The following is an 18,612-nucleotide window of genomic DNA, read 5'->3' as shown; positions in this document are numbered from 1 at the left end:
TCGAGATAATTAGAATCCCGACTTCTTGGAGAAGTCGGGGTTGTGAGTATTCTGGTTTGTGACTACAAACTGCACAGCCTAACTAAAAGATCGATCGTCAAACGGCAATTCATCAAACCGCGCATCAATATCAGACTCAGAATTCCCAACAGGGGAATTAGCGCGAGATGCTGACGGCTTAACAGAATTCACCTTGGCTACCGATAACTTGGCCGCAGGTTCTGATTTCTGTAGGTTAACTACAGGTAACTCCCCGCCATTTTCTCCATTTTTGCCCGTTTGATTCCACATCATCATTCCCAGCAAACCATCAACCAAACCGCCACCGCTACCGTTGCCTGTTACCGCAACATCCGGCACAACTCGCACGTTGCGATCGCCTATAATTTGCATTAACTGCAAAGCCGTATAACCGGAACCACCCAAAGCCACAACACCCGCGCGATAAGCTTCAGCTTGAGCATTTCCCTTCACCCGAATCGACTCAGCTTCACCTTGAGCTTGTTTAACCTGAGAATTCGCTTTCAACTCAGAAATCTTCACGCCTTGTTCCGATTTCACCATCTCTTGTTGAATCTCAGCCAGCGCCGTTTCCCGCACCAATTGTTGCCGCTGAGTTTGTGCTAATTGCTGCACCTCATAAGTCTTGCACTGTTCCTCAGCAATTTTGCGATCTGTTTGAGTTTGCATCAACTCTGCAGGCGGCAAAATATCCCCGATTAAAGTATCAATTGCCTGCACGTCGTAGGTACGCAAAGCTGCTTTGATATACTCGGCTGCTTCCGCTTGCCTGCCACTTCTTGCGGAGAGAAAATCTAATACAGAATAAGCTTGAGCCGAATTGCGGAAATAATTGCCAATTGTCGGCTGCAAAACGTGGTCTACTAAATTCTGCATCGAACCGACGCGAGAGATGACTTTGGGAGCATCCAAAGCGCCGACGTGAATAATCTGAGCTACTTCTAAATCAAAGGCAAAACCGTCTTGAGAACGCACGGTTAAAGACGAAAGTTGAGAATCGTAACTGTGCCTTTCTGTTTTACCAGACCAATTCAATACTATATTAGTAGTCGGCACTAACTCTACTTTCAAAATGCGAGTGTTCAGCGGATGTTTCCCCGGATAAAGGGGAGTTACCCAAACCCCTTTATTGCCGACATTTACTAAATTTCCGTGAGTGAAAGCAGCGCCGCTCACATCTTCCGAGGTTTGGCCGACATAGGAAATAACCGCGCCGACATAGCCGATCGGGATTTCGGTCATCGCCACTTGGTCAACCCCGACAAACCAAGGATTTAAGTTCCACGAACCGGAAAGCAAAACCTGTTCCTGCAAACCGCGCCGCCCGCCGGCGGTGATAAATTTTTGCGCGTTTTGGAAGTTGTCGTGATTCGGAATAATCGGGCCGGCAATTTCGCCATCTTGAATTGGAATGCCGTCAAAAGTTGTGACAATTCCTACTTTATCTGGGGCAATTCTGTACAGCTTTAATTGTTCCGGTGTCATCCCGTGTTTGGCAGCATTTGCCGCTGTAATTACTGTAAATAATGCTGTATTAATTCGATAGCTACCACCAGTCAAGATGCCTAGTTGTCTACCTTTTTCGCCGCCGCCTTTGAGGAATTGGCGAGCATCTTGAAAATTGTCACAGTCTGTGATTTTGCCGAGGATGCGCTGCGGTGGAATTGACTTACCACCTGCTGCGATAATCAGGGCAATTTCACCTTGGGGAACTACAGTCAGAGACTCTTTGCGAACGTTGTATTGCAAAGGCCAATAACCCCAATGCCAACCGGGGGGCAAAGTATCAGCTTGATATCCAGCTTCTCCGTTTAAGGCAATTAAATCTCCAGGCGGTAAAGACTTGCCGCCGAAGCTAAACTTTTTACTGACAATGCCAACTTCCCGATCGCCAATTACTACCAATCCGCCAAAAAATAGCGGCAGCACCAGAATAATTATCATACCGCCGATCGCGATCGGGATAAATCCGCCCGGATCGAGCTGCATTGTCTGCACCGGAACAGTGCTGCGTAACTGCCCTAACTGCAAGCTAGAATCAGGTTTTGCGACTAACTGAGTCGAGGTTTGATTTGCGGGGGGGATATTGCTAGCTGCTAATACCGGCGAGGGTTTCAAACTGGTTGTTGCACTAAGTGCTAAAGACGCCGAAACAGCGGCTGCAAACTGTTTTAAAAAGCGGACTTTGACTTGAGATTTGGACAAAAATGAATAAAGCATTTTTTTTGAGCAGGGCTAATTTGTCCTAGGAGCTCCAGCTTAGCCTTACTAAAAAGTTTTGGCGTAAAACTTAAGGTCTTATTTATCATTATTTGCCGTCATAATAGTCATATTTCTCAGTAAAAATACTTATAATTAAACTACAGGCTGACAATCCCCCGTTTTAATGCGGAAATCGCGGCCTGCGTGCGATCGCTAACTCCCATTTTGCTCAAAATATTGTTGACGTGAAACTTGACGGTACTTTCGCTGATGTGCAAAACTTCACTAATCTCGCTGTTGCTTTTACCCGCGACTATGAGGCGGATGACTTCTAATTCGCGATCGCTCAGTTCAGGCCCACTCAGGCGATCGGCTAACTTAACACCCACTGCCAGCGGAATATACTTTTTACCCTCAAAAACAGTCCGAATTGCTGCTAAAAGCTCCTCTGGTTCCGCATCCTTAAGCAAATAGCCCTTAGCGCCAGCTTGCAATCCGCGATAGATGTTTTCATCGCCGTCATAAGTCGTCAGCACCACAATCCGCGCGCAGGGAAACTCCGCACAAATCGCAGCAATGGCGGCGACTCCATCCATTTGGGGCATCCGCATATCCATCAGCGTTACATCCGGCTGATATTCGCGAAACATTGTCACAGCTTCCTGCCCGTTGCTTGCTTGCGCCACAACTTTAACATCTGATTCATGATTCAGCAGCGCCACTAAACCTTGCCGCACAATATAATGATCGTCGGCAATTAAAACGCGAATAATATTTGATTGGTTAATCATGTTTACCCTGTTAATTTTATTAAAAAAAACTGAAAATCTCACGACAAACTTACTATCTATAGTCATCCTAAATGATTCAGATAAATTTGTAGGGTAGTGCCTTTCTTTGCCTACCCGCTATCTATCGGGCAACCGGGCGTGGGATTGCCCCTACAATAATTATGCAAATGATTTAGGATTGCTATATAGTCATCCTAAATCATTTGTGAATTTCTTACTCGCTCCCTTTGGTAAGGGGAGGGTGGGGGTGGGGTAAAAAATTTACTACTTATTTAGGATTGCTATATGGTGCGAAATGTGCACCTTACTTTACTGGCGATTAACTGAAACTATAACTTCTGTTCCGTTTCCGGGGTGGCTGTTTACAGTTAGCTGCGCGTTAATGCGATCGGCGCGTTCTCTCATGCCCAATAAACCAAAGCCATTCCTAAAACAGATACTTTCTGTATCAAATCCCTCTCCGTTGTCTTTCACCCGCAAAAGGAACTTGGATGTTTCGTAAACCAACTCAATTTTGATCGCTGTAGCTTTGGCATATTTGAAAATATTTGTTAATGCTTCCTGCCCGATCCGCAACAGGTTATTTTCTACCTCTAATGGTAGGGAATATGCCGTGCCAACCACTTCAAAAATAGTGTGCGTATCAGTATCTGATGACAGTTGTTTAGCGATTTGGTTGAGAGCGCTATACAAGTCGCCCTCTTCTAACAGTTGCGGGCGCAAAGATTCTACGGATCGCCGCGCTTCAGCAAGGCCAGAGCGAGCCAATTCGCAGACTGTTTTCATGTGTACTTGTGCTTGTTCTGGATTTGCTGATATTACCCGTTCCGCAGCTCCCAAATGTATGATAATACCTGCAAAAGTTTGCGCTAAAGTGTCGTGAATTTCCCGCGCCATGCGGTTGCGCTCTTCGAGAATATTTTGGTCTATGAGTTGTTTAGACATCCTTTTTAGACGTAATTGGTTTTCCACGCGCACTAAAACTTCTTGTTGTTGAAAAGGTTTTGTAATATAGTCTATTCCGCCCACAGAAAATGCTTTTACCTTATCGAAAACTTCTTGCAAAGCGCTGATAAAAATTATTGGGATATCTTGAGTTTTTGGAGTAGCTTTGAGCTGAGCGCAGACTTCGTAGCCATCCATGTGAGGCATCATAATATCCAGTAAAATTAAGTCTGGTAAATTGGCATTGATAAAGTTTATAGCTAATTTCCCACTGGGAGCTAGGTGAACTTTATACCCAGCAGCCGATAGTATCCCGCTTAAAAGTTTTAAATTCTCAGGACAATCATCAATCACTAAAATACTTTCTTCGCGGGTAAAACCGAGGTTTTTCTTCATGTCTCATCCCTTAATGTGTGTATTAAATTTAGCAACTGTTCGTACTGAAAATTTTTAATGCAAGCTGCGCTCGCCCTCGCTAAGGGCTGATTGATTTCGCGAATTTGACTGATGACTGTTTGCATCTGTTCTAAATCGAGATTGCTAATGGCTTGCTGAAGATTGGCTACTAACTCAGGAGGCAATTCAGAAAAAGCGGTTTTTGTCAATACATTTACTTCATTTTCTGTGCAACTGGGGGCAGCATTTAGTTCTTCAAAAACGAATTGCACCCCGATATGTTTGTGCAGAATATCAAATATGTTTGCTTCTCTAAATGGTTTGCGAATAAAATCATCGCAGCCGATAGAAAGGACAACGGCTTTCTCTTCCTCAAAACTACTTGCTGTTATGGCAACAATTGCTGTCTGGGGTAGGCACGGGGGCACTACCCCTACAAAATCATCGTTTTCCGTAGGGGCAATCCCCCTGTGGTTGCCCTCTTTAATTTGTTTGGTTGCTTCATACCCATCCATCACCGGCATCCGCATATCCATAAAGATTAAGTGCGGCGAATATTGCTCCCACTTTTCTATTGCTTCCCTCCCATTTTTGGCTTCGTAAACTTCAAAACCGATCGCGGAAAGCAGTTTAACCAGCAGTTGGCGGTTGTCAAAAGCGTCGTCTGCAACGAGAATTCGATAGCGGGGTTGATTGGGCGCGATCGCCATAACTCGTCTGGTTGGCTGTTCCCGTTGGCGATCGGCTTTTTCAACTGGATTAACTTTAATGTCAAATTTGAAAATAGTACCGCCTCCCGCACGAGAACTGACTGTCATTTCACCGCCCATTAAGTGTACAAAAGAACGTGCGATCGTTAAACCTAATCCTGTTCCTTGTTGCGATTCTTCCCCGGTTTTGGTTTGAACAAAAGCTTCAAAAAGCTTGTCTAATTCACTAACATCAATTCCCGCTCCCGTGTCTTCAACCTCAAAGTAGATTTTATGAGCAAAATCGGGATTTTTAATCTTTACATAAATGCCGCCTTCGGATGTGAATTTAATCGCGTTAGAAAGCAGGTTAATCAAGATTTGGCGCAATTTTATTTCATCAGTTCGCACATATTGGGGAACGTCTGGCATCCGCTCTACTAATAACTGCAATCCCTTATTTTGTGCCGGAAGTTGGAACATATTTTCGATGTCGTCCAGCAGGCGGTGGAGGTCAAAAATTGTCTCGTTGAGCGTCGCGCGTCCCGCTTCTATTTTGGACAAATCTAATACTTGGTTAATCAGTTCGAGCAAATGTTCTCCGCTGCGGGTGATAATACTCAGGTGTTCTTGCTGTTCCTGCAATAGGGTAGAACCGCGATTCATTAATTGGGAAAATCCGAGAATTGCATTGAGGGGAGTCCGCAATTCGTGGCTCATATTTGCGAGGAATGTACTTTTTGCTCGGTTGGCTTCTTGTGCTGCGTCTTCGGCTCGTTGTCGCTCGATAATTTCCCGCTGGAGTTCGAGAGTGCGATCGCTCACTTGCTGTTCTAAAGTGCGGTTGTAATCAGCTAAAACTTTTTCGGCTTGTTTGCGATCGGTGATGTCTTGAAATGTGGCGATCGCATAATTAATTTTACCCGTTTCATCCACAATTGGAGTGCTGGAAACTTCCAAGGAAACAATCTTATCAGGTCGGTGAAACTCCATATCATCTAGTTTAACAGTTTCACCCGCCAGAGAACGCACGATTGGCATTTGTGCGGTGGGATATAACTCGTTTGTTCCCGCGAGATAAAGTTGATAAGTTTCTGCTAATTCCTCAGTATTGGCTTCGGGTATTGTGGGAATGGCACTTAGTTGATGTGCTGTCTGATTTGCATAGGTAATTTGTCCGGTGGTGTCATGCACTGTTACCCCGATCGGCATAGCGTCGATAAATTGAGTCAGTCGGTTTTCGCGTTCCTTGACTTCCGCGTAGAGTTTAGCATTGGTAAGTGCGATCGCGGCTTGTCCCGATAACAATTGCAAAACTTCCAGGCGATCGGGAGTAAAAGCTTGTGCGGTAAGGTTATTTTCGAGATAAACAATAGCAGCCAGTTGACCTTGATTCATCAAAGCAGCACACAAAATAGACTTGGGCTGACGTGCTTTGATGTAAGGGTCATTCGTAAAGTTACCTTCACGAGTGGCATCATTTAACACTAAATTTTCTTGGGTTCGAGCGACATAATTGATAATAGCTTCGGAAACTTCCTGGCAATTTTCAATAGGCTCAGATTGCAACACTCTTATCCGTTCATCATTAATTACACCTTCCGCTTCAATCAGCAATTTCCCTTGGGTTTCTAAAATCAAATATCCTTTTTGAGCGCCGACATTTTCAATCAAATTTTTCATCAATCGGGACAGTAATTTATCCTGTACGATTTCGCCAGAAATTGCCTCTGAAGCTTTCATGACTGTAGCGATATCTAAGGAAGAACTAGAACGGCTGCCCGTAGTTGATGTAGTGGTTGAAATGCTTTTATTCGTAGGTCGCTCGATCGTAAATAACTGCGGATATCGAGTTTCTAAATCTTTGACTTTAGCCGCTGCACCCCATAGCTGGTAGCAGTAACGAGCTTCCTGCATATAAGATTTGGCTGTTAATTCTTTCCCCCTGGATAAATAGAACTTGGCAGCGAGTTCGTAAGCGAGGGCGACTTCGTGGATGTACTCGTTTTCTTTGGCGAGGGAAATTGCGCGATCGTAATAGTCGATCGCTCGTGCATCTTTACCAATAACCCGATATCTTTCTGCCTCAACTAAATTAAATTTGTGCAAGTGATTCATCGGAGCGTGATGCGCCCATTTTTTCATTTTTTTCTGATTAGCCGTGACTTTTTTTAAACAGTGCTTTTGCTGGTCAAAAGAAGCATTAGAATAGAACGAAAGCTGAGCCAGCGATTCATAAAAATAACAGTAGGATACTTGCAGAGTTCCAGCGGCACTATCTACATACTGCATTGTGGAAGCTGCATTTGATACCGCTTCAGCATATTGCCCGAATAAATAACAGAGAATCATTTTATAAAAATGCAGGGCAAAAATCGAAGTGCGATCGTTAGCTTCCGTTAACAGTGATAGCGCAGTCCGCTCATCATAGGCATCCCCAATTAAATAGCAGGGATTTTCCGACTTACCTAATAAATTAAAAACCGACTGCTGTAAAGGTTTAATCTGCCAAATAATCGGGTCATATTTTGATTGTTCTATTGCCTCGCCATAAGTAGCAATATCGCCTTCCAGCCCTGACAATTCAGCGCCGAAGAGGTACGAATAACCGCAGTAAGTTTGAGACGCACAAGCACGTTCTTCCACTTGTCCTGTTTCCAATCCGCTTTTGTAAGCCTCCAACAAAGATGGCAACGTTTCTTTAGCTGGCGCTTTCCAATGACGGATGAAGTCATTAAATGGAAGAAGGACTTTAGTTTTTAATTCTGGCTTACCAAATTGCTCCAACATCGTCAATGCTAGCTGACCAAATTTATAACCACCTTCAATATCTCCCACCACTCCGCACAAAATTAATCCATAAACTGCATAAGCATGGAGAGACTCAGGATAGTTGCCATACTTTACAGATACAATCACCTGCTTAAACACAATTAAAGGCATCAGTTGAGGGGCAACGCCATAGGCGACAGTAGCCATAAATGACAAGATACGCAGTGCAGCTTGTTTAGCAGGATCGCTTCCTTGAGGTAGATTGGCTAAATCCTCAATGCGTTTCCCAGCTAGGGTTAACTTAACTTCCAGCAATCCGATTAGGCTATCTAGATTGTTAGGCTTTGCGGGCAGTTTGACTCCCAACTGCCTCAGAATTTTTAGCCCCATATTAATTGCCATATCTAGTTGATTTTGGGCAGCATGAGTACCCATTTTTACCTCGATCGTTTTGACGCGATCGAGCACTGTTTTAGCATTTGTTAGCACGAGGTTCCCTAAACTTTCCATATGCTCAAAATCGCCCACTATGTAAGCTAGCTCTGCGGCTTCTTGATGCAGTTGCAAACTTAGCTGGTATTGCACCAGCCAAGCGTTTTCTGCTAGCAAATTTATCCCCGTTTGCAGATAGGTGAAAGCTGACTGATAAGCTGCCGATGCCTTGGCTTTTTTGCCCGCCATCAGATTTAACTGAGCCAGTTCATCTCTTTCTGTTTGATGGAAAATTAGCTCGCAGCCGAAATTGAGTTGATTAACAATGTCAAAGATTTGTTCTTCTGTGGGACAGGCATCTTGCCTGTCATCTGCGAGGGTATTTTGCAGCAGCAGTTTTCCTATTTGATGGTGAACCACCGGCTTATCTTCTTCGGAAATCAGGGAATAAGCAGCTTGCTGAATTCTGTCATGGACAAATTTGTATTCTACGGATTGGCTACTGGGTAATTTCCCTGCAATTTCTAATTCCACATCTCCCATATTCCCCAGCAACACGACTAAATTTTCAGCAACGGCTGCGTACAAATCCTCCGCCGTTTGTCCCACAGATTTTTCGCAAAGTGAGGCTAATGTTTTCACATCGAATTGATTGCCAATGCAGGCTGCTATCTTTAAAGTTTCCTGCGTATTATCGGGCAGTTGTTTAATTTTGTCAGCCATCAACTCGACAACATTATCAGTGAAATTCCTCGCTTGAATTTCCTCTAAATCCCACTGCCAACTCCCCTGTGTCCCCCCTTGGTAAGGCTGGGCTGCTTCATTCTCTTGTAGCGGCAATTCTCCCGTGGTTGCCCCCATATCTGAAACCCCTACCCGATAGTCTATCGGCTGGGCGGGCACGGGGGCACCGCCCCTACAAAACCCTGGTTTTTCGTAGGGGCAATCCCCCCGTGGTTGCCCCGAAACAGCCCTGGGGGTAAAGTCAAATTGTAAGAGTCCTTCTGTATAAAGCGATTTGAGAAATTCATTCATAAAGAAAGGATTTCCGCCCGTTTTGAAAAACACTAATTCGGCAAGGGAGTTGATTCTTGCTTCCGGGCAATTCAGGGCATCAGAAATCAGTTGAGTAACAGAGGATAAATCCAAAGGTGACAGGAAAATGCGATCGACCTTTGCCCCTGTTTTGACAATCTCTTCAATTGTTAGCATTAACGGATGAGCAGCAGAAACTTCGTTATCCCGATAAGCCCCAATTAAAAACAGTCCCGTTGACGAAGCGCTCATCAGCAGTTGCATAAGTTTCAGAGATGCCCCGTCAGCCCACTGCAAATCATCGATAAATATTGTCAGAGGATGTTCGGGTTTGGTAAAAACTTTAATGAAGTTTTGAAACACAAAATTAAAGCGATTTTCCGCTTCAGCCGCACCCAATTCTGGCGGCGCAGGTTGCTTGCCGATAATTAATTCAATTTCAGGAATTACATCAATCATGACTTGACCGTTGATTCCCAATGCGTCTAATAATTTTTCCCGCCATTCTTTAAGTTGCGCTTCGCTTTCTGTCAACAGTTGTTTGGCTAAATCCTGAAAAGCGCTGACAATTGCGCTGTAGGGAATGTTGCGCTGATATTGGTCAAATTTCCCGGATATAAAATAACCGCGCTGTTGAGTAATCGGTTTGTATAATTCTTGCACCAAAGCTGATTTGCCGATACCAGAATATCCCGAAATCAGCATCATTGAGCTTGTGGCACAGGCATCTTGCCTGTGACTGCTGGTGGCACAGGCATCTTCCCCATGTCCACTTGTGGCACAGGCATCTTGCCTGTGACTGCTGGTGGCACAGGCATCTTGCCTGTGACTGCTGGTGGCACAGGCATCTTGCCTGTGACTGCAGACTGTTTCAAAAGCTGTTAGTAAACTATCAATTTCTCGCTCTCTGCCATAAAGTTTTTGCGGAATTTGAAACCGATCAGAAATATCTTGACATCCTAGCGAAAAAAAGGATATATTGTTAGCGCTATGCAGTTGATTTAAACATTCTTCTAAATCCGCTTTAATTCCGATCGCACTTTGATAGCGTTCCTCAGCATTTTTCCCCATCAACTTCATCACAATATCGGAAACAATTTGCGGAATTTCGGGATTCACCTGAGATGGAGATAACGGCTGTTTAGCGAGATGACTGTGTACCAATTCCAGCACATCCTGAGTGTCAAAAGGCAATTTGTTTGTCAGCAGTTCGTAAAAGGTAGCCCCCAGGGAATAAAAATCCGTGCGGTAATCTAGACTGCGGTTCATTCTGCAGGTTTGTTCCGGCGACATATAAGCAAGAGTTCCCTCTAAAATGTTGGGATTTTTGATGGTGTAATTCTCGCGCGTTAACTGCGTGGAAATGCCAAAATCGATAATTTTGAGTTCGCCACTAGCTGGATTGAAGACAATATTTGAAGGGTTAATGTCTTTGTGAATGATGTGGGCGCTGTGAATTTGTTGTAAACTTTCTGTAGTGGCGATCGCAATTCGCAAGAATTCTTCAATACTAAATTTTTGCTGCTGCATCCAAATTTTCAAGGATTCGCCGCCAAAATCCTCCACAAACATCACCAGCGTGTTTTGATATTGCTGCAAATCGTCAGCTTTTATACAACCACTCATGTTCAGAGATTGTGTAATTTTATACTCTGTGCGGTAGCGGGCGAGTTCTTGGGGTGTGGGATAATTTTCTTTAAGGATTTTGAGGACGACGGGTCGATGGTCCCGTTGTCGGAATCCTCGGTAAACTAGGGAGTTTGCGCTTTCGTAGATCAGCTTTGTAACTGAAACGCCGGGAAGATTCAGCATATTGATACCCCTGTCAACTGTGGGGTCGAACATAGCATAAATCTGTTTCTTACACAAGAGGTGAGTCGATTTGAGATTGTGTCAGAAACCGGGTTTTTTAGCAAAATCCTTCGTTGCAACCCGCAGATTCAGCAAAAAACCCGGTTTCTTTGGTTTGATGCGCAATTCCTAATAACCGCAATGGACGAGATACGGTTGGAGTTTCCGGCAGATTTCATCATAGCTATTTTCCACTTCTGGCAATAAATTCACGGGACGAGGTGCGATCGATCTTTCATAATCTACAGTAGTTTTTGCTTCTAATTGAAGAAACTCCAAAACCTTCAGGATAGTTGACTCTGGGGATTGACATAAATCCTCATACTTAATAGATATGTAATCGGTTGTTGGCAGCGATCGAATATTTTCCAAATAATAAGTCGTCGCTAGCAGAGATGTTTGAGTCACTTGACGTACCCCCAAGCCAAATAAACTCGAATACTTAATCCGAAAGAGCAAACGCAGCATGGGGTTGTCGAATATCTTGCCATACCGCTTAGAAATTAGCTGCGTGTAGGGACTTGCAACAGAAAAAATCAAGCGCACAGTTTTTAACTTAGAATTAATCACATGGATTGGATGTCGGTGAATAAACACAAACTTAGCTTTAGGTAAAACACTCTTGATATACATAAAGTGGGGAAAACACCAGGGATTTTTGAGCAAGAGAGGTTTGTCTGAATTGGAAGTAAATTGAATTTTCTGACAGAGTTGCGAAAACAAAAGCAGATTTTCAGGGTTCAAGTAAGACTCATAGCCAGCATTTCTGAGAATAAATCCATACTCTTCTGGTAAATCGGGAGTAGGCTTGACTTTATCGAATTGGCGATCGCTAATTTCCAAGGATTTAAACAAATTTTCCAACTCTTGACGAGTTTGCTCCTGTGTTCCATTTATACGGTCATCCAAAATTCTATCGTATTTGATGATGTGAGCAGCCTTGAGGTAGTTAAAGCACTCAGTTGCTACCAATATTTGATAGAAGACCGTTGTTCCCGATCGATGGTCTCCCATAATAAAAATAGGATTAAAATCGACTTTTCCTAGCAAGTCAAGGTAGGGTTCATCGGGAATATTGTTGATTGTTGTGACTTGCATATTTTTGCGTTTTTGTATTTTTATGGTTAGTTAAAATCAGCCAATCCTCAAAATATCGAGGCGTTTCTAAAAGGTATTATTTTTCAGCTAAAACAGGTTTCCCAGTCAAGACAACTTGTTCGATAATGTCAGCGGCGCGCTTAGTTCCTCCCGATCGCCCGATCGCCCCTTGCATCTCGATCGCCCTTTGTTTATACGACTCTTGGGTGAGGACTTTCACAATTGCGGATCGAACTTTAGCAACGACGCTGAACATTACATATAGCAGTTCGGTTGTCTTATTTTGAAGCAAGTCTCAATCCACGGGTTTGTTTTAGGCGATCGCTAGCAACGCACCCTACAAGCTAGGCGATCGCACTTGAAGAATTATTTGATGACTATTTTGAGAGATTCAGGACAAGCGATAGCCTTATCAGTGGCACTATCTTTCCTACAATTCATAATGAAAATCTCTCTACATTCTCCATTGGCAGCAGATGGAAAAGAAATTTCTTTTGATTTACCTGGATCTAAAGCAACTATGTCTTTACCCAAAAAGTGTCCCGACCTACCGCAGAAACTTACCCATTTATCAGCATCAAACCAGACTTTTTCACCACTTACATTGATAATTTGAAGTGTATCAGCCTGATAGTTATCCTTAGCACAACGATATTGTGCTCCGTTTTCCCGTGTTTTGCATTTAGTTGCTCCATCTGGCACAGGTGCAGCTAGCACAAAATTGAACATAGATGCAAAAGTCAGTCCCACACACGCTAGAGACCTAGATAAAAACCCTGATTTTTTCATTTTTATTGTTCCCTCAATAAATTATCTCTTCTATGTACAACTTTTATCCTATAAAGATACTCCCAAAAAACTCTCTTTAAGTTGAGTTTTAAATTAACCGAACGATCGGTTTGCAACTAATCTTATGTCGGATCGACAACCTGTACTTTTGTTCAGGTGTCGCCTTAAACTACTATCCAAAGACTGCCACACGTATCGATACCTAGCCAAAAGTTCAGGTAATCTCCTCAACTAAATGTTAGTTCAAGCTAGCTAATTTTTTTAGGAGAAAAACTAAACTTTAAGCTAGCTACTTTAGCCGGGAAATTTCATAAACTAAATTTACGCAAAGACCAGCACTAGCTTAGCTGGAAAAAATAAATAAGGAGTTACTTCCTTAACAATTAAGTCAGGAGAAAATCTCATGTCTTTTGAATTTGAAAGCGTCAATCATTTTTTTCAAAAAGTCTCGCAAGATCCCGAACTCCAGCTACAGTTCCAATCGGTAACGGATCGGGAAAGCTTAATCGATACAGCGATAGCCCTTGGCAAAGAAAAAAGCTACAGTTTCTCCCCAACAGACGTTTCTGAGTGGCTGGAGTCGGTGACTGCCCAGCATCAGAGTCAGTCAGAGACTTCAGGCGAGTTGTCTGACAGTGAATTGGAGGCTGTTGCCGGCGCTGGACCTGTTATAGGAGGATTGCTAGGTGCAATAGGTGGATTTTTTGCCGGCCTTTTAACAGGAGAAGACCCCATTAAGGAAGCTGAAAAAGGACTTATTGCTGGGGCTGTCGCAGGTGCCTTTACTCCTGGACTGTAGGCAATCTTTTTCTGAATCCAATACCGAAATTAAAAGGAGCAATCAGATGGACAGCACTAATCAGTTTTCCCAAGAAGTTGAGCAAGATTCTGCCGTGGGGCCGCAACAGCCGCCAGCAAATCCTGTCGCTGAAGAATTGAACGATACGGAATTAGATGCGATCGCAGGCGGTATGGGTTTTATGTTTCAAGATTGGCATAATATCCCCCGTTTCTCTCCGAGAAATTATGAGGCAGTAGTGGGTAAAAAGGTTGGATAGCAGGCAACTTTGCTAGGAGTTGCTGCGATCGCTTTTGGAAGCAAAATTCACTAATTATGTCAGGAGAAAACATCTGATGGAAAGCAACAATCAATCTTTGCAACAAGAAGTACCGTCCGAGTCGTCCGCGATCGCAGAATCCGCACCGGACAACTCAACCGATCGAGAATTGAACGATTTGGAATTAGATGCGATCGCAGGCGGTATGCGTACTATCACGGTCAGCGGCCCAAGGCCCAAATATGGTCCGGGCCCGTCCATGAAATTAATTGAAGCAATGCAGTCCTATTACGGACAGAAGCAATGAACTGCTTGTAACTAGAAGCGATCGCGCTTCTGCTGAGTTTAAACATCTAAGGAGGAAACATCTGATGGAAAGCAACAATCAATTTTCGCAAGAATTACCATCCGAGTCGTCCCAAATCGCAGCATCCGAATCGGATAATTTAACTAATCAAGAATTGAACGACTTGGAATTAGATGCGATCGCGGGCGGCTGTTCCGATGGGGCCGATCGAGCTCGGGCTGCCGGTATCCCTGTGATCGCAACCAGCCAACCACTCCCATTTAAACCGCGCTTGACAATCCCTATGAATGTGTTTGATTTTTTGAGTTCCTAACACAACTTAAAGGAGGAAATATCTGATGGAAAGCAACAATCAATTTTCGCAAGAATTACCGTCCGAGTCGTCGAAACTCACAGCATCCGCACTGGAAAATTCAACCGATCGAGAATTGAATGACTTGGAATTAGACGCTCTCGCGGGCGGCCGTTCCGATATGGCCGATCGAGCTCGGGCTGCCGGGATGCGCGTTGTCACAACCAATGCAAAATATCCCGATATGGGGCTGATATCTTTGCACTTAATAGAAGCAGCGTCGCGCGCAGTTGGCAATCGGAAATGAGCGGCTTATAATTGCCAACTGCCACGGGAGCGATCGGGCTAAAATTTGAAAAGCAATCGCAGAGTATGCGATTGCTTTTCCGTGGAATAATGACAACTATAGCAATCCCACTCTATAGAAAATATGGATGCAATACAGCCACTATACCTGATGCAGCAAACCCCCGATACGGGCAACGCTACAATATTTAGCGTTGGCTTAGTTATCGCCTGCTTGCTATTGCTAATTTTGTTGTGGCTGCCCGATTTGCTGACCAAAGAATAAGCCTAATTTGGCTCGATTCATAGTGATGGCTGTAGGGGCGGGTTCACCGAAATCTCTCGGACCGATCGAACAATTCCATAAACCCGCCCTCCCCCGCCTTGATTTACATCAACATTTCCCAATAAATTAGCGGTACATTTGTATTGTTGGTGGGGTGGGGCGGGTTTACGAGATTGTTGATTTTTGCCAGAGATGGTTGGTGAACCCGCCCCTACGGGTTGGATTTACCTCAACATTTTATCCCATAAATTAGCGGTACATTGGTATTGTTGGTGGGTGGGGGCGGGTTTACGAAATTGTATATTTTTGCCAGATATTGTTGGTGAACCCGCCCCTACGGGTTTGTGAAATCGTGCTTACATTACTCTAACTGCCGCTCAACTAATCTCGCAAATAATCCTCCCTGTTCGATCAATTCTTTAAAGGAACCAACCTCCACCAAACGGCCTGCTTCAAGCACATAAATGCGATCGGCATTGCGAATCGTACTCAAGCGGTGGGCGATGACAACTCGCGTCACATTCAACTTATCCAAACTCTCAGTAACGATCGCCTGCGTGCGGTTGTCCAAAGCACTCGTAGCTTCATCCATCAGGATAACCTTTGGTTTGACAACCATCGCGCGGGCAATTAACAATCTCTGCCGCTGTCCTCCCGAAAGATTCGTGCCACCCTCGCTGACAACCGTGTGCATTCCCATCGGCATTTGTTCGATATCGGCTGCTAAACCGGCCATTTGCGCGGCTTCCCAAGCTTCCTCCTGCGTTACCATCGCCCCGCAGGTAATATTGTCAAACATCGAACCAGCATTAATTCTGCCGTTTTGCAGCACTACTCCTAACTGCCGCCGCACAGCTTGAACGTCGAGGCCTGCTAAATCTTGATTGTCGTAATAAACAGTGCCGCTTTGTGCTATTTCAAATCCCAATAACAGCCGAAATAATGTTGATTTGCCGCTACCAGACGGCCCGACGATCGCGATAAATTCCCCCGGTTGAATATTGATGCTGACATCATCTAAAATTGGGGGGCCGTCATCGCGGTAGCGGAAAGTTGCGCGATCGACAGTAATTTGACCTTTCAAGCGGCCGGGATCGGCTTTTGTCGGGTCAGATTCCGGGATTCCCTGGACGATCGGTTTGGCTCGCTCCCACAGCGGTACAATTCCTAAAATATCAGTTAGGGTATTGCTCAAATCTGTGACGCCAGAAAGAAAGGTGCCGAAGGCGGAATTAAAAGCAAGAAAGGTTCCCATATTCAGTCCGCCTCCTTCTGTTTGAGAGGTTTGCATGAACACAATTGCAAACCAAAACATCAGAATAGAACTTACTAACGGCAGCGCTTCGTTAAATACAGAAACGCTGTCGTCAATTCGTTTAATTCCAGTTCTTAGTTTAATTTGCTGGCTGTACTTTTTCGCCCAAGCTGCAAAGGCTCGCCCTTCGGCGGCCGCTACCCGCAGCTTTGATACTCCGTTAATCAGTTCTACTGTCAGCCCGTTAATGTCGCCTTCTCCCGTTTCCATCTTCCGCTCTTTTGGGATTAAGAGCAAGCTCGATGTGACTGTTACTATAACCGCCAGAAAAGTTAAGCCAATTCCGACTAAAGTCAGTGGCAGGCTGTAAACAAACATCAGCCCCAAATTCAGCAGGGAAAATATGGCGCTCAAAAGTGTCCGCTGCGTCGCGCCGCTGAGTTGGGCGCGAATTTGATTAACTGCTAATAAGCGAGTCAGCAAGTCGCCAGAGGAATAGCTGCGAAAAAATGCCGGTTTTAATCTCAGCAATCGATCCCAAACTGCCGGCTGGAGAGTGCCGCTGGCAGCATTTTCGATCCGCAGCGTCAGAATTGTTTGGGCGATGCTAAATACAGCCCGTCCGATCGCGGCAACTAACAACACCAGCCCTAGCTGCCACAGTAAAACGCGATCGCTGTCGGGAATGGCATCATTGACCAAAATCGAGGTGGCTTGCGGCGTCACCATCCCCAGCAGCGTTCCCAATATCCCCAGCCCGAAAGCAACGATAATGTCTTTTTCGTAACCCTTCGTCCCGAACCGAAACAGTTCCGCAGCGTTGCGAAGCAATAGCGGCAGGGGTCGGTAAAACATTTGAGTTTCTGGCGACAACTGTTGGGCTACTGCTTTCGTTACCCGTTGGCGGCTGCGGTCGATCGGGTCGAACAAAGTATACCGAGATCCCTTACCAGGCAATAAAGCTACTGGTCGATTTTCTAACTTTGTATAAGCAAGCAGCGGGCCGCAGTTTTGGCGCCACCAATCCCCGGTCAACAGCACGCGGCGGGTGCGAAATTGGGACGATCGCGCGATCGCCTCCATCGGATCTTTAACTCGACTCAAGTCTTCGGAACCCGCCGGGGGATTGACGGTTATACTTTGTGCCTTACCTACAGCCCCAGCAGCGATTAACAGAGGCGTTCCTTCCTCAAACAAGGCAGTTTTCCGGGGATGCAGCACCTCGGTTAACTCTCCCAAAGCTGTCTGAGTTACTTGGCGGTTTAGCTGTTCTCGTTCCTGAAATCGGCGGAATTCCTCGGCTTTTTGCTGGGAAACCAGCAAGTTCAAGCAGCAGCAGAAATACTCGTGCAGCAAAGCTAAACTCGGGCGCAGCCAGTCGGCATTTTCCACCTCTGCTGTTGAGAAAATTTGCACTTCAACTTCCCCGGATGCCACCAGCAGCATATTCCCAGCCAAAGGAAATGCTGGGGAAGCGGAATTTAACTTCAATTCCCCGACACTCGCATCGCCCGATCGCACCTGCACCCAGACAACTGTTCCCGGAGGCGATCGCAGAATTTGACCGGGAATTAGCGATATCTGCTGCGAGGCTGCTAAAACAACAGTTTCTGGGGCAACTATTTCCTCCGGGGCGTGAAGCCGATCTATCCCGTAGGGAATCACTCGTTCTCCCAAACGCTGTATCCACCCTTCCACAAGCGATCGCGTTTTGCCGTCACCAGCAGCAACTAAAGCGGCACAATCTGCGATCGCGATCGGTTCCAGTTCCGTTTCGGCGATCGCGATCGCCAGAAGTCCCCAGCCATCCCCCAGGGCCGTACCGAACAAAGCCTCGCCTGCACTGACGCTGAACAGATAATGGCGATCGCCCGCAGGTTTCTCACTTTGTATCTGGGCTGCAAAAAGTGCGATCGCGCCCGTTAGCGAAGCCCTCGAAGAGGATCGAACAATCCACGCGCGATCGGGGTCATTCAGCAGCAGCGGTTCATTTCCTTTAATTCGGTGCAGTTTCTTAACAGGATTTAGATCGAGCATAGCTAGTAATTTGTGATTAGTAATATCAAGTCCGGCAGGGGTTTAAACCCCTGCCTCAAAGAAGACAGTCC

The 18,612-nt window shown here is 45.1% G+C and carries 14 protein-coding genes; 6 read left to right on the top strand and 8 right to left on the bottom strand.

What is annotated here, in order from left to right; translation table 11 throughout:
• Positions 1-78 precede the first annotated feature (78 nt).
• From QUB24_RS01280 to QUB24_RS01250, 7 genes are all read right to left on the bottom strand, one after another.
• The gene (locus tag QUB24_RS01280) at positions 79-2,241 is read right to left on the bottom strand and encodes a flotillin family protein (protein WP_333149843.1); all 2,163 of its coding nucleotides are present in this window, start codon (positions 2,239-2,241) and stop codon (positions 79-81) included.
• Between the two features lie 140 nt (positions 2,242-2,381).
• Positions 2,382-3,014 (bottom strand): response regulator, encoded by a 633-nt coding sequence (locus QUB24_RS01275; RefSeq protein ID WP_445300372.1) that lies wholly within the window; start codon positions 3,012-3,014, stop codon positions 2,382-2,384.
• A gap of 309 nt (positions 3,015-3,323) precedes the next feature.
• Positions 3,324-4,355, bottom strand: coding sequence for a response regulator (locus QUB24_RS01270; RefSeq protein WP_333149841.1), 1,032 nt, complete (start codon positions 4,353-4,355; stop codon positions 3,324-3,326).
• Complete coding sequence (locus QUB24_RS01265; protein WP_333149899.1) at positions 4,352-11,095, bottom strand: AAA family ATPase; 6,744 nt, start codon at positions 11,093-11,095, stop codon at positions 4,352-4,354. The genes QUB24_RS01270 and QUB24_RS01265 overlap by 4 nt, the downstream gene beginning before the upstream one ends.
• Positions 11,096-11,263: 168 nt before the next feature.
• Complete coding sequence (locus QUB24_RS01260; protein ID WP_333149840.1) at positions 11,264-12,232, bottom strand: sulfotransferase; 969 nt, start codon at positions 12,230-12,232, stop codon at positions 11,264-11,266.
• 76 nt (positions 12,233-12,308) lie between these two features.
• Complete coding sequence (locus tag QUB24_RS01255) at positions 12,309-12,524, bottom strand: hypothetical protein (protein WP_333149838.1); 216 nt, start codon at positions 12,522-12,524, stop codon at positions 12,309-12,311.
• Positions 12,525-12,598: 74 nt separating this feature from the next.
• Positions 12,599-13,021: a hypothetical protein gene (locus QUB24_RS01250; RefSeq protein WP_333149836.1), complete on the bottom strand. Its 423-nt coding sequence runs from the start codon at positions 13,019-13,021 to the stop codon at positions 12,599-12,601.
• A gap of 403 nt (positions 13,022-13,424) precedes the next feature.
• Between QUB24_RS01250 and QUB24_RS01245 the strand changes: the two genes are divergently transcribed.
• From QUB24_RS01245 to QUB24_RS01220, 6 genes are all read left to right on the top strand, one after another.
• Positions 13,425-13,820, top strand: a complete 396-nt coding sequence (locus QUB24_RS01245) for a Nif11-like leader peptide family natural product precursor (RefSeq protein ID WP_333149834.1) — start codon at positions 13,425-13,427, stop codon at positions 13,818-13,820.
• A gap of 46 nt (positions 13,821-13,866) precedes the next feature.
• On the top strand, positions 13,867-14,079 hold the full coding sequence (locus tag QUB24_RS01240; RefSeq protein ID WP_333149831.1) for a hypothetical protein: 213 nt from the start codon (positions 13,867-13,869) through the stop codon (positions 14,077-14,079).
• Between the two features lie 76 nt (positions 14,080-14,155).
• Positions 14,156-14,386 carry a hypothetical protein gene (locus tag QUB24_RS01235; RefSeq protein WP_333149829.1) on the top strand — a complete coding sequence of 77 codons (231 nt, stop codon included), beginning with the start codon at positions 14,156-14,158 and terminating at the stop codon, positions 14,384-14,386.
• A gap of 64 nt (positions 14,387-14,450) precedes the next feature.
• Positions 14,451-14,699 carry a hypothetical protein gene (locus QUB24_RS01230; protein WP_333149827.1) on the top strand — a complete coding sequence of 83 codons (249 nt, stop codon included), beginning with the start codon at positions 14,451-14,453 and terminating at the stop codon, positions 14,697-14,699.
• A gap of 25 nt (positions 14,700-14,724) precedes the next feature.
• Positions 14,725-14,985, top strand: coding sequence for a hypothetical protein (locus tag QUB24_RS01225; RefSeq protein WP_333149824.1), 261 nt, complete (start codon positions 14,725-14,727; stop codon positions 14,983-14,985).
• A 123-nt stretch (positions 14,986-15,108) separates the two neighbouring features.
• Entirely contained in the window at positions 15,109-15,249 is a 141-nt protein-coding gene (locus QUB24_RS01220) for a hypothetical protein (RefSeq protein ID WP_333149822.1), read from the top strand.
• A 361-nt stretch (positions 15,250-15,610) separates the two neighbouring features.
• On the opposite strand, the gene QUB24_RS01215 is transcribed toward QUB24_RS01220, so the two are convergent.
• Complete coding sequence (locus QUB24_RS01215; RefSeq protein WP_333149820.1) at positions 15,611-18,541, bottom strand: NHLP bacteriocin export ABC transporter permease/ATPase subunit; 2,931 nt, start codon at positions 18,539-18,541, stop codon at positions 15,611-15,613.
• Positions 18,542-18,612: the final 71 nt, after the last annotated feature.

The organism is Microcoleus sp. B9-D4 (assembly GCF_036705105.1).
In the GTDB taxonomy this organism is placed as follows: Bacteria; Cyanobacteriota; Cyanobacteriia; order Cyanobacteriales; family Microcoleaceae; genus Microcoleus.
The sequence above is the reverse complement of the archived record's forward strand: the minus strand, read 5'-3'. Positions and strand labels throughout refer to the sequence as shown.